This is a genomic window from Mycobacterium sp. (genome assembly GCF_035570115.1).
In the GTDB taxonomy this organism is placed as follows: domain Bacteria; phylum Actinomycetota; class Actinomycetes; order Mycobacteriales; family Mycobacteriaceae; genus Mycobacterium.
This window is the reverse complement of the sequence record NZ_DATMLH010000087.1, coordinates 65,976-77,860: the sequence shown is the minus strand read 5'-3', so window position 1 is coordinate 77,860 and position 11,885 is coordinate 65,976. Positions and strand designations below refer to the sequence as shown.

The following is an 11,885-nucleotide window of genomic DNA, read 5'->3' as shown; positions in this document are numbered from 1 at the left end:
ATGGCAGACCGAATCCACGTGGTGCCCGCCAACTTGCGCGAAGCTGCCGGTCACCATCAAGAGACGTCCGAGTATCTACGGACCATCCCGTCCTCGCACCAGGCAATTCAACGGAGCCTGGACTCGCTGGGGCCGATCTTCGGCGAGCTCCGCGAAGCCGGCCGCGAACTTCTTGAGCGACGACGCATGTGCTACGAGCAACAGGCCGACAGCCACGCGAAAATAGCCGAGAACCTGACTAGATCGGCAAACATGTGGGAAGAACACGAAGCAGAGGCCGTCCGGAGACTCGAACGTATCCCTGACGACAGTCAATGACTGAGGCCGATCCCGCGTTCGACACCGTACACCCGAGCGGGCACATCCTGGTCCGCTCCTGCCGTGGCGGGTACATGCACAGCGTCACGTTGAGCGAGGCGGCGATGAGCACCAACGCGGAAAGCTTGGCGGAGGCCATCTTGCTGACCGCCGACGTCTCGTATCTCAAGGCGGCGATGGAAGTCCGTGGCGAGATCGTGGCGGCCGGCTACACCCCGTCCGCCGGAGTTCCGACCGCCAACGATCTCGACATGGCGATCGACAGGTTGGTGGCGCATGAGCTTCAGCGCCCAAACGATCGGGAGCCTTGACGAGCGCGGCCTAGCGGATCCAGGTCTTAACAGCGTCTCGATCCGGAGCGATATCAGTGGGCGGCTCGACCGGATTGGCACCGAACAACTCTCGCGCCCGACCAAGCAGTGCGCGTACCTCGTTCAGCTGCTGTTGCAACCCGGAATCAGCCACACGCCTACGCTACCCAGACTTGGATATTCCGACAATTCACTTACCGCGTCCTAAAGACGTGCGCTGGCATTTTACCGGCGGCGCGCGGGCCTTTGTCGAGCAGGACAAACAGAGAGGTCGTCGATCCGAGGATGAAGGTACGCTTGGCCGGTGGCGATCTTCGGTAGGAATACGGCGCGTCAGCGCCTTCGGAGAGCTACCCAAGAATCACTGAAGATTCCGGCATTCAGCTCTCCGGTCGACTGCACCCCATGGGTGACGGGCGGGTTGTGGCCAGCCGAGCTGTCGACAGTTACCGCTGAGACGGCTCCACTCGTCAAATATCTGAAAGCCGACTTGCAAAAGATTGTCAATTCGGCGAACGAAGAACTCTCAGGCATCAGGCGAGCGGGATTGACTGATCCGGTGCGGCTGGCGGAAGAGGCTCGAGTGATGAAAGGCGCTCGCGCCTTTGCCGTTCGGCGAGTCGAGTCGACAGTTCGTCATCTCCGTAACATGACGCCGAAATTGCCGGCGGAACATGGTGCGGTAAATGGCGCCGATGACACCGAAAAGACACGGCGATTCAAAGTCGCCGCTCCAGCGCCAACCGACACGAATAGGCCCGCTCACGAACCCACACCGCCGGAGCCGGAAATTCCGGAGCAGATCCAGCACCGCGCGGCGGTAGTCGACGGGCACGAAGACCGGTACGAGAGATGGACCGAACCGCTCGCCACGGCGGAGCAACCGGCGACGACGGTCGACTTGGAATCCGCCGAACGGGATCTCTTGGCGCCACTGCCTCCCTCGGACGACACCGACGTGCTCCAGGCGATTGCGGCCGTTATGCAGGAGATCGCACCGCTCGCGCAGATTCCGGTCGATGACGCTGCGACCACGCTGCTGCCCGAGGCGTCGGCCGAATCGGAGTCCGAGCGCGAACGGTTGGAAAGGCTGCTCGAATTCGTGGCACGGCAGGAACCCGGGTTGCGCTGGGCCGTCGGCAAGCGTGAGGACGGGACGACGTTATTGGTCACGGACCTTGCGCACGGCTGGATACCGCCGGGAATTACCCTGCCCGCAGACGTCCGGCTGCTGAGCCCGGACCGACGCACGGGCAACGCGGCGGCGTTACTCGGCCAGACGACGATGTCGGCGACCTACGCCCCCAGCGATCCATTGGGCTGGGCGACCGACAACGACGTCACCGACACCTCGGCGCAACCGCGTGAGCTCCCCGCGGTCGACGACGTGGGCTGGCTGCTGGGGGAGGCCACGCACTGGCGCGATGGTCTTCCCAGGATGGTTCACACGTTGGCCAAGGCGGGTGCTGCGGGGACGGGTGTCAACGATGCGGAAATCGACATCTTGCGGGTGTACCTCGATACCTCGCGCTACCAGCTATTTGCCCAATACCCCGATATCGATGCCGGGTTGCTGCTTAATTGCTTGCTGCTGGCCGCCACTGAGGGCATCGCCACCGGGAACCTTGTGAACGCAAATTATCACTTCGCCTGGTTCCAAATGCTCAGTGTGCCGTGGGCCGGCGGATGGAAAGCCGGCCCGTAGGCCTGAGCGCTCAAGCGTGCAGAGAATGAATTGACGCTGGTGGGAGGGCTCGAGATACTGTCATGATGCCGGGGTCGGGTAGTCGCGCGCAGCTCAGCGACAAGGATCTCGTCGAATCGGTTCTACGCGAACTGAGCGAGGCCGCCGATAAGTGGGAAGCGCTGGTCGGGCAAGCCGAGGCGATTACGTACAGCGTCGATCTCGGCGATATTCAGACAGTTGTCAATTCAGATGGTCGGCTGGTCGAATTGATATTGCATCCGACCGTCATGTCCGGTTACACGCACGGCGAGCTCGCCGACAGGTTGAACCTCGCGATCGCCGCGTTGCGGGAAGAGGCCGAAGCCGAAAACGAGGCACGGTACGGCGGATCCCTCCAGTGACGTGGGATCGATTGGCGCTGAAGGCATTCGAGCTGCTAGATCGCAGCCATGACCGTTACGGTGTCAGCCGAAACGGTGAGAGCCTCGCCGCATTGGTGGGTCAGGCGGATGCAGATCGACCGCCGAAAGGATACTGACGGTGCCACTCAATCTCTCGAACCGAGATCAGAACTCCGGACACCTGTTCTACAACCGCAGGTTGAAGGCTGCGATCACCCGGTTCTCGGTGCGGATGAAGCACGATGACCGGAAACAACAAGCGGCAGTGGCGCTCTCGGTTGTTTTCGTTCTCATCGGCGTCGGCTGGATGGCGCTCCTCCACGTCATGAAACCCGCCGGTCTGGTGGGACAGTCCGCGATCATCGGAAACCGCGATACCGGCGCGGTCTATGCGAAGATCAACGGGCGGCTGTATCCCGCGCTGAACCTCACGTCGGCGCGGTTGGCCGTCGGTAGCGCAGCCGCACCCACCTGGGTCAAGCCACCCGAGATCGCCAAGTACCCGACCGGTCCGATGATCGGCATTCCCGGTGTGCCCGACAGTCTCACCGTCACACCGAGTTCCGTGTCGGCGTGGTCGGTGTGCGACACCGCACCGACCCACGGCAGCGGGGGGCCACCGTTGGTGACATCGATCGCCGGAGAGCTGTCGACGGCGGGCCGGGCGGCTCCGATGGGGCCGTCGCAGGCCGTGCTGGTGACCCACAAAGACGCAACGTATGTGATCTGGGGCGGGCAACGGTCGCTAATCGACCCGACCGACCGATCGGTCACTTTCAACCTTGGCCTAGATCCGGGCGTGACTTACCCGATCGCGATTTCCAACGCCCTCTTCGACACCCTGCCGGCAACCGAACCCCTTGTCGTTCCGGCGATTCCGGATCAGGGCACACCGTCGACGTGGCTGCCGGGCTCGACGGTTGGCAGTGTGCTGGAAACGCGTGACTCCAACGGCGTCGTTACCGGCTTTTACGCGCTGCTGCCCGATGGCGTGCAAAAGATCACCAGTTTCGTCGCCGATCTGCTCCGCACCGCACTCGCACAGGGCTCTGGCACCCCGACTCTGGTGTCACCGGACAAGCTGATTCATATTCCCGTCGTCGAAGTGCTCAACGTCGGCTACTATCCTCCAGGCAAGCTGAATTTCATTGATTCGGCGGCGAATCCGGTGACTTGCGTCGCATGGCAGAAGCAGTCCACCGACCCGCAGGCGGCGATCAGCGTCTTCAACGGGCGGGGGCTGCCGGTGCCGATCGGCATGGATCAGCGTCTGGTTCGGCTAGTACGCGATGACCGCAATCCCGATTCAGTGGAGGCCGACCAGGCACTGGTGCTGCCGGTAGCGGCGAACTTCGTCGCGACAACCAGCGGCGTCGCCACCTCGGACAGTCGCGAAAGCCTGTACTGGCTTTCACCGCAGGGCGTTCGATATGGGGTGCAATGGGACGAGAAGACCCTGCAGGCCCTGGGGCTGAACCCGGGCAGCGCCGTGCAGGCGCCCTGGCCGATCGTACGCACGTTTGCGGCCGGACCGGCCATCAGCCGTGAGAGCGCGCTGTTGGCCCGCGACACCATCTCTGGCGGCGCCGCGGTTGCCCCGATCCCGGAAGCTAACCAACAGGTCGGAGGTTAGGCATGTCCAAACGCGGTTTCGTACGGGCGGCACGGAAGCCGGCGCCCGCGGTGCCGCCGGTGCGGGTGGCGGTCGCCGCCCCACTGGCGTTGCCGGAGCGCGAGCCTCGCAACATCCTGCTGATGATCGCGCTTCCGGCGCTACTGGTCGGGATCATCGGCACCTTGGTGGTGATGTACACCTCCGGGGTCCGATCACTGCAGTCGGGGTTCTTCCCGATGATGGGGCTGGCCGGGTTCGGCGCGTTGATGTTCAGCGGGCGCTTCGGGCGAGGACGGCGGGTCTCCTGGGGCGAGCAGGAAAAGCAGCGACGTATCTACCTGCGCCAGCTCGATGAAGACCGCGACGAAGTACAACGCGCCGCCCAGAACCAGCGCCGTAGCCAACTGTTTGTCCATGGCGATCCGCAGAAATTGGACACCGTTATCGGCGGGCCGCGGATGTGGGAGCGGCGCGCCGGCGACCAGGATTTTCTCGACGTCCGCCTCGGCATCGGCATCCAGCAGGCCAGCGACTCGGCGGTGTCGCTGCAATGGCCCGAGGTCCCGATCGGAGAGGAGCTCGAGCCGGTCACCGGCGGCGCGCTGCGGGATTTCATTCTCGAGCAAAGCAAAATTCGAGGGATCGGCAAGGTCTTAAGCCTGCGCTCCAAGCCAGGCTTCAGCTTCATCGGCAGCAATCCCGACGAAGTGCATAACCTGGCCCGCTCGATGCTGTGTTCGCTGGCGGTCTACCACAGCCCGAATGACCTCAAGCTCATGGTCGTCACCCGCCATCCCGAGCTGTGGTCGTGGCTGGTCTGGCTGCCGCACAACCAGCATGACGAGATGTTCGATGCCTGTGGTCTGCGCCGCCTGGTGTTTGCCTCGCCGACCGAGCTGGAGGACGCGCTGGACGCCGAGTTGCACCGCAAGGGCCGCGGGCCATGGACCCCGCCGGTGGGGGCCACCCCGACGTCGATGCCTTCGCCGATGGAGTCGTCGGGTTCAAGGCTGGGCCCGCACTGGGTGATCGTCGACGACAGCGTGGGAACGCCCGAACAGTGGGAGGGTGTGACCGGACAGAAAGGCATGGCCGGCATTACCGTGCTGCGATTGGCGGCCCGACCCGGGGTCGGCGTGGGCTTTGCCGACGAGGATCAACGTTTCGACGTGCGAGAAGGGCGGCTTTATCATCGCGGCGCGTTCTACGCGGTAGCCGACATGCTCGCCGAGAGCACGGCCAACCGGTATGCACGAGCAGTGGCGCGCTGGTCGCCGATGAGCGCCGGGGATTTGTCCGAAACCGACAGCCAGGCAGGTGAATTGCTGCGGGCGCTCGGGATCAACGATCCGCGACAGCTCGACGTCGACCGACTATGGGCCGAGAGCCGCGGCCGGGGCGACCCGAAGTGGGCGATGGTGCCGGTCGGGGTGAAAACCGGCGGCGAATTGCAGTACGTCATTTTCCGAGCGAAAGACTTCGGCGGCTTTGGTTTTCACTCCGTGGTCATCGGAACCTCCGGCTCAGGCAAGTCAGAGTTCTTTCTGTCGTTGTGCAATGGGATCGCGCTGACGCATTCGCCCGAATCGTTCATCGTGATCTTCGTCGACATGAAGTTCGAATCCGCCGCGCAGGACCTCGAGGGGTTGCCCCATGTTGCGGGCTCGCTGTCCAACTTGGGCAAGGACGATCGGCACCTCGCCGAACGAATGCGCAAAGCTATCAACGGCGAAATCGCCAGAAGGTACCGACTTTTCAAGGAAGCCGGCGCACGTGATGCCAACGAGTACGAAGAGATGCGGCTAGCCGGCCGAGATCTGGAGCCCGTTCCGATCCTGCTGGTCATCATCGACGAGTACCTAGAATTATTCCACCACCACCAAGAGTGGATCCAGCTCGTCATCCACATCGGCCAGGAAGGCCGCGGCTGCAACGTTTTCTTTACGCTGGGCGGCCAGCGCCTGGACTTGTCGTCGCTCAGCAAGGCCAAGAGCAACATCGCGTTCCGGGTGGCGTTACGGGCGGAAACCGCCGAGGACTCCCGCGACGTCATCGGGAGCGACGCGGCGCTGCACTTGCCGTCGAAGGAGAACGGGTACGCCCTGCTCAAGGTCGGCCCGCGCGACTTGGAGCCGTTCCGATGCTTTTACCTATCGGCGCCTTTCGTGCTGCCCAAGAAGGTCGCGAATGTCAACAGGACAATCGACGTGAGCTTCTCCCAGCCGCGCCCCCTCACCTGGGAGTATCAGCCGCTGAGCGCCCAGGACACCGAGGCCTTGGCCGTTGCCGACGAACCCGAGGAACCCGACGAGTTCCTCTTCCATACCGACGGCTTCAAGAAGAAGAAAATCCTCGACGTCATCCGCGAATCGCTGGTCTCCCACCCGGCCCGGCTGCCCCACCAAATCTGGCTTCCCCCATTGGAAGTCAGTGAACATGTCGACGCATTGGTGGCGTACTGGCGCGACAAGCCCTGGCACGTTGACTACGGTCAGAACCCGGGTTTGGTCTTTCCGGTCGGGATCGTTGACATTCCCGACGAGCACGAACAACGGGTTCATGCGGTCCATGCCGAGATGGACAACGTCATGGTGGTCGCCACTGCCCAGCGGGGTAAATCCACCACTCTGATGACGTTGATGACCTCAGCCGCTTTGATGTATCGGCCGGAGCGCGTGACCTTCTTCTGCATCGGGGCGGCGCTTTATCCGGTGGAGGAGCTGCCGCACGTCGTCAGTGTCGTCAGCGTGAACGACTCCGAAGGGGTGTCGCGGACCATCGCCACGCTGGAGGGCTTGATCCGTGCCCGTGAGGCGGCGTTCAAGCACTACCAGATCGATATCTCCGAATTCCGGGAGCGACGGTTCGGGGCGGCCGGTGGCGGGGGAACGGACCCGAACGACAAGTTCGGCGACGTCTTTCTGGTCATCGACAACTACGGCGACTTGTATGAAAAGGACCCCGGCATGGGGGATCGGGCGATCGCGATCGCGCGCCAAGGCCTGTCCTACGGCGTGCACGTCATGAGCAGCGCCAATGGCTGGTTTGTGGGCCAAAAGCAAGGATTGTTGACGGTGTCGAATGCTCGAATCCAGCTTCGGCTCAGCAACCCGGATGAATCGCAAATGGGCACGGGTATAGAACAGCGCAGAGCCGCACGAAACACGCTGGACCGGCCGGGCTTCGGGCTGACCAAAGACGGATACGAGGTGTTGATCGGGGTGCCCGAAATCACCGGGACCAAGGGTGAACGGGTGGGCACCCGCGGCGTCGGTTCGCTGCTCGCCGAGGTCACCGGAACCGGAAAGGTAGAACGGCTGTCCCGCTTGCCGGAGCGGGTGCCGTTGAGCGACATCGTCGCCAGTTTCGCCGACGCCGCCCCGGCGGCCGACCCGTTGGACATCCCGTTCGCCATTGGCGAGCGCGCCCTTCAGCCGGTGGTCCTCCCTGCCCGCGTACTGCCCAACATGCTTGTGATGGGCCGCCAATTGTGCGGCAAGACCACCACGCTGGCCGCCATCGGGCAGGCCATTACCAGCCGGTTCAGTCCCGAGCAGGCGCAGATCACCATCATCGATCCGAAGACAACGCTGATCGGGAAGATCCAAGGTCCGCATGTGCGTGCCTATGCGTATACGGCGGACGACATCGACGCCGTGCTCGGCGAGTTGGCCGCAGAATTGCAGGACCGCCTCCCACCGTCGGGTTTAACGCAGGAAGAGCTGCTGAACCTCAAATCATGGGAGGGCCCGCAGCACTTCGTCCTGCTTGATGACGAACACGAGCTGCGACCCCACAATCAGGTGCTAAAGCCAGCGGCGACGGCACCGCTGTGGGGCCTGATCGAGCGCAGCCGCGAGATTGGCCTGCACGTCATCGTTGCGCGCTTGCCGGGCAACTGGGCGTCACAGGTGGTGATGAACCCATTGCTGCAGAGATTGACCGGATCGCGTTCGCCCACATTGTTCATGGACAACGACCCAGCCAACGTCAAGGTGCACGGTCGGGTTGCTGCGCAGCAACTTCCGGCCGGGCGGGGGCTCCTGGTCACCACCGACGGGGAGATCGAAGGGGTGTTGGTAGGGACGCCGGAGCGGACGCAATAGCCGGTGGCCGTCGCGGTCGGACGCCGGCCGCCGCCGGTTCACGTGAACAGGTCCCTTCGCTCTCGGACGTAGTCCTGCACCGACTCCGGCGGGTGGCCAATGAGGTCTTCGACGTCGTGCGTTAACCGGTTGTAGCGGTCGTCGCGGTGCAACCTGGCCATGGTGGCGATGTGCTGTTGGGTATGCGGATCGAGGCCTGAGCGGGTGAGCTGCTCGAGCCATTCGTCGTAAGGCAACCGAGCCCCGGTGATGGGCCGGCCAAGGGCTTTCGCGTACTGCTCGGCCAACCCGTCGATGTCCAGCGCTGTCGGGCCGGTCAATTCGTAGACCGCACCAAGGTGATCCTGGGGTGCACGCAGCACGGTAGCCACGACGGCGGCGACATCATTGGCGGCGATGGGCGAAGTGCGGCCGGCGCCGAACGGCAACGCCAACTGTCCGTTGTCGCGGATGGAGCGGGCTGCTAGCACGGTGAACAGCGGATTGTCGAGGAACACCGTGGGCCGAATGTGCACTGCGGGAATGCCCGACCAGTTGATGACGTGCTCGGCCAGCCAGTGCAGCCGTTGTTGGCGGGATTCCTCGGTGCTGGTTGCGGTCATCTGCGAGACCGTCATCTGCGACATGTTGACCAGCAGTTCCAGGCCGTCGCCGTCCTCGGCGGCCGCGCACACGACGGCGGTGGCTTCGAGGTAGTCCGCCGAGACGCTCATGTTGAAAAACATCCGCTCGATGCCGAACATCGCCGCGCCGACGTCCACCGGGTTGGTCAGGTCGCCCACGAACACGTCGGCTCCCAGTGCGCGCAGCGCGTCGGCGCGTGAGTCGTCGCGGCGCACCATCGCCCGCACGGCCGCACCATGGCCGAGAAGTTGATCGACGACGCGCGGGCTGACGCTGCCAATACCGCCGCCCGCGCCAGTGATCAGGTACGGCGGAGCCATCCCTCAGGCCACGCGGGCGCGTAGTTGAGCGGGCGCTTGAGCGCCGAGCAGTTCGATGAGTTGAGCAAGCAGGCCGTCGAGTTCATAGCCGACATCGGCGATTTCGGGCTTGTCGTAGCTATTGAACAGCAGGCTGGGTTGGTCGACGGCGAGCTTGGTGTCGCCATCGGGGTCGGCGTAGAGCACGGTCCGCAGTGGGGCATGCAGCATCACCGACGGGTCGTAGCGGAACATGCGTTCGGCGATGGTGTGATTGCCCATCAGGTATTGCGTGGCCTTCCACAGTGACGTCGAGCCGGCCATGAGGGCGGTGACATCGCCACGGTAATAGCGCATGAACCCGTGCGGGGCATTGATTTCGGCGAGCTCCAAGGTGGCCTGCCAGGAAGCCATCTGGACGAAACGAGCCAAATCCACTTCGGGAACCAGAGTCTCGTATTGCTCGCGGGCCTCGTCGTAGCGTGCGGGCAGCGCTACCACCAGGCGTCGGGAAGGGTGATCGAGGGCGATGGTGTTGGTGGTCATGTGCTCCGTGGTTTCCTTTCCGGTAAGGCCGGTCACGCGGTCCGGAGTGCGTCGGCGATGAAACCGGCGACGGTCACCGGTTGAGCGATGAAGGCGGTGTGGGAACCGGCGATGGACTTGGTGGTGGCGCCCATGCGTTCGGCCATGAACCGCTCGGCATCCGGTGCGATGGCGTTGTCGTGCTCCGAGACCAGATACCACGACGGCTTGGCTTTCCAGCCGGCGGCGGTGGCGTTTTCGGTGAGCGCGGCCAGGGAGAGCGGCCGCTGAGTGGCGAACATGACCTCGGCGACATCGACGGGCACGTCCGCGCAGAACGTCTCACGGAAACGCTCCTTCGTGATGTAGAGGTCGGGCCCCGGCGATGCGCCCGGCGCGTCGTAGCCGGTGGGATAGGAAGTGGTTGCCAGCAGCGAGGGCGAGAAAGGTTGCTGCACGCTAGCGCAACTCTCACCTTCGTCGATCCCGAATGCGGCCAGGTAGACCAGCGCAGTGACATTGTCCAATCCAGCCGAGGCTTGGCTGATGACAGCACCTCCGTAGGAATGCCCGACGAGGACGACTGGACCGTCGATCGCACCCACCCTGGTCGCTATCGCTGCGGCATCGCCGGCGAGGCCGCGCAACGGATTGGGCGCCGCTATGACGGTGTGGCCGGCGCTTTGCAGCTCGCGGATCACGCCGGCGAATCCGGACGCGTCAGCGAAAGCGCCATGCACCAAAACGATCGTCGGTGTCCTTGATTTAGGCATGATCGTTGTCCCTGAATAGTTAGCGGGCCTCGCGATTCGCCATCAAACATGACATGGCGCTATCTGGCGCGCCGTCATCCATTTGGGTGAGGCGGCTGCGTGCGTCGGGGTCGCGTTTTCGAGTGAGAAGCTTCGGCGGTCGGTTAAGCACCTTTTCGGCCCTGGACTGCGGCGGCAACAACGGACCTCACCTGAACAGGTGAAGGATCGCCATCTCGCGGGATGCCACCTTCGATATCAAGGGCTGCAACAACGACATCGACGGCCTTCGAACGGTGGTCCGGATGAGTAGAGAGCTGCTTCAAATTCGTCAAACAGACTCGGCGTCAACGGCTTCGACCACAGCTGTCACTCTGAGAGGTAGGTTATGACAATTTCCCCATCGGCTGCCAAAACCGATCTACAGGCCGACGTGTTCATCGGCCCGTTTCTGCCCTTCGAACAAGGCGGGGGAACGTTTGCGGCAACAACGTCCACGCTGGTGTCCGGGACGTCAGAGGCCGTTCTAATCGATGCGCAGCACATTCGCACGGACGTGGCTGCGCTGGCACAGTTCATCGGACGTACGGGTAAACGGCTGAGGACTATCTACGTGACCCACGGTCACGCCGATCACTGGTACGGTGCCGGCGACTTGTTGGCCGCATTCCCCGATGCGCGCGTCGTCGCGACGGCCTCGGTTGTGGAGTACATCAACCAGGCGGCAGAGATTGAAGCGCAGCAGTGGGCGGCGATGTTCGGTGAACGGGTTGCCAAGCCAACCGCCGTTCCAGAAGCCCTCGACGGATCGACAATCGAGCTCGAAGGACACGAGCTGCGGATCGTCGAAGTCGGTCAGGGTGACATCCAGCCCAGCACAGTCGTCCACATCCCCGACCTCGATGCAGTTGTCGCCGGTGATGTGGTTTACAACCAGATCCACGCGATGCTCGGATTGAGCGGTCCCAACGGCTGGGATCGCTGGCTGCAGAGCCTGGATGCCATCGAGAAGCTCTCCGCCCGGATGATCGTCGCCGGCCACCGGAAACCCGAGTCCTCCGACTACGAGGCGACTCGAATGCTGGACGAAACACGGTCGTACATCGGTGACTTCGCTGATGGAGCCAAGCGGCTCGACAGCGCCGACGAACTGGTTCAGTTGATGAAGTCGAAATATCCTGACTTCGGCAACCGCTGGACGCTGCACTTCTCAGCGCAGTCCTGGTTCTCAAGAAAGCGGGTGTGAG

At 63.4% G+C, this 11,885-nt stretch carries 11 protein-coding genes; 7 read left to right on the top strand and 4 right to left on the bottom strand.

All coding sequences use genetic code 11. From position 1 onward, the window contains the following. Positions 1-318, top strand: coding sequence for an ESX-1 secretion-associated protein (locus VNW74_RS07190; protein WP_325675915.1), 318 nt, complete (start codon positions 1-3; stop codon positions 316-318). Continuing rightward, positions 315-629 (top strand): DUF2694 family protein, encoded by a 315-nt coding sequence (locus tag VNW74_RS07185; RefSeq protein ID WP_325675914.1) that lies wholly within the window; start codon positions 315-317, stop codon positions 627-629. The genes VNW74_RS07190 and VNW74_RS07185 overlap by 4 nt, the downstream gene beginning before the upstream one ends. A gap of 10 nt (positions 630-639) precedes the next feature. On the opposite strand, the gene VNW74_RS07180 is transcribed toward VNW74_RS07185, so the two are convergent. Next, the gene (locus VNW74_RS07180) at positions 640-783 is read right to left on the bottom strand and encodes a hypothetical protein (RefSeq protein ID WP_325675913.1); all 144 of its coding nucleotides are present in this window, start codon (positions 781-783) and stop codon (positions 640-642) included. A 495-nt stretch (positions 784-1,278) separates the two neighbouring features. Here VNW74_RS07180 and VNW74_RS07175 point away from each other — a divergent pair, with 495 nt between their 5' ends. The 4 genes from VNW74_RS07175 (at position 1,279) to eccCa (ending at position 8,438) form a co-directional block, all read left to right on the top strand. After that, a complete protein-coding gene (locus VNW74_RS07175) occupies positions 1,279-2,334 on the top strand; it encodes a DUF5631 domain-containing protein (protein WP_414686617.1) in 1,056 nt (351 codons plus the stop codon). 62 nt (positions 2,335-2,396) lie between these two features. Continuing rightward, positions 2,397-2,717, top strand: a complete 321-nt coding sequence (locus VNW74_RS07170; RefSeq protein ID WP_325675911.1) for a DUF2710 family protein — start codon at positions 2,397-2,399, stop codon at positions 2,715-2,717. 139 nt (positions 2,718-2,856) lie between these two features. Further along, positions 2,857-4,350 (top strand): type VII secretion protein EccB, encoded by a 1,494-nt coding sequence (gene eccB / locus VNW74_RS07165; RefSeq protein WP_325675910.1) that lies wholly within the window; start codon positions 2,857-2,859, stop codon positions 4,348-4,350. 2 nt (positions 4,351-4,352) lie between these two features. Then, a complete protein-coding gene (gene eccCa / locus VNW74_RS07160) occupies positions 4,353-8,438 on the top strand; it encodes a type VII secretion protein EccCa (protein ID WP_325675909.1) in 4,086 nt (1,361 codons plus the stop codon). A gap of 38 nt (positions 8,439-8,476) precedes the next feature. Here the strand turns inward: eccCa and VNW74_RS07155 are convergent, their stop codons facing one another. The 3 genes from VNW74_RS07155 to VNW74_RS07145 are packed head-to-tail and all read right to left on the bottom strand — an operon-like array spanning position 8,477 to position 10,659. Then, positions 8,477-9,382, bottom strand: coding sequence for an NAD(P)H-binding protein (locus VNW74_RS07155; protein ID WP_325675908.1), 906 nt, complete (start codon positions 9,380-9,382; stop codon positions 8,477-8,479). A 3-nt stretch (positions 9,383-9,385) separates the two neighbouring features. Further along, positions 9,386-9,907 carry a DUF302 domain-containing protein gene (locus VNW74_RS07150; protein WP_325675907.1) on the bottom strand — a complete coding sequence of 174 codons (522 nt, stop codon included), beginning with the start codon at positions 9,905-9,907 and terminating at the stop codon, positions 9,386-9,388. A 32-nt stretch (positions 9,908-9,939) separates the two neighbouring features. After that, positions 9,940-10,659 (bottom strand): alpha/beta hydrolase, encoded by a 720-nt coding sequence (locus tag VNW74_RS07145; RefSeq protein ID WP_325675906.1) that lies wholly within the window; start codon positions 10,657-10,659, stop codon positions 9,940-9,942. A gap of 367 nt (positions 10,660-11,026) precedes the next feature. Between VNW74_RS07145 and VNW74_RS07140 the strand changes: the two genes are divergently transcribed. Further along, entirely contained in the window at positions 11,027-11,884 is an 858-nt protein-coding gene (locus VNW74_RS07140) for an MBL fold metallo-hydrolase (protein ID WP_325675905.1), read from the top strand. Position 11,885: the final 1 nt, after the last annotated feature.

Excerpts from the sequence above, each read along its gene's own strand:
- VNW74_RS07190 (WP_325675915.1), top strand. The coding sequence starts at position 1 with ATGGCAGACCGAATCCACGTGGTGCCCGCCAACTTGCGCGAAGCTGCC.
- VNW74_RS07185 (WP_325675914.1), top strand. The coding sequence starts at position 315 with ATGACTGAGGCCGATCCCGCGTTCGACACCGTACACCCGAGCGGGCAC.
- VNW74_RS07175 (WP_414686617.1), top strand. The coding sequence starts at position 1,279 with ATGACGCCGAAATTGCCGGCGGAACATGGTGCGGTAAATGGCGCCGAT.
- VNW74_RS07170 (WP_325675911.1), top strand. The coding sequence starts at position 2,397 with ATGATGCCGGGGTCGGGTAGTCGCGCGCAGCTCAGCGACAAGGATCTC.
- eccCa (WP_325675909.1), top strand. The coding sequence starts at position 4,353 with ATGTCCAAACGCGGTTTCGTACGGGCGGCACGGAAGCCGGCGCCCGCG.
- VNW74_RS07155 (WP_325675908.1), bottom strand. The coding sequence starts at position 9,382 with ATGGCTCCGCCGTACCTGATCACTGGCGCGGGCGGCGGTATTGGCAGC.
- VNW74_RS07150 (WP_325675907.1), bottom strand. The coding sequence starts at position 9,907 with ATGACCACCAACACCATCGCCCTCGATCACCCTTCCCGACGCCTGGTG.
- VNW74_RS07145 (WP_325675906.1), bottom strand. The coding sequence starts at position 10,659 with ATGCCTAAATCAAGGACACCGACGATCGTTTTGGTGCATGGCGCTTTC.
- VNW74_RS07140 (WP_325675905.1), top strand. The coding sequence starts at position 11,027 with ATGACAATTTCCCCATCGGCTGCCAAAACCGATCTACAGGCCGACGTG.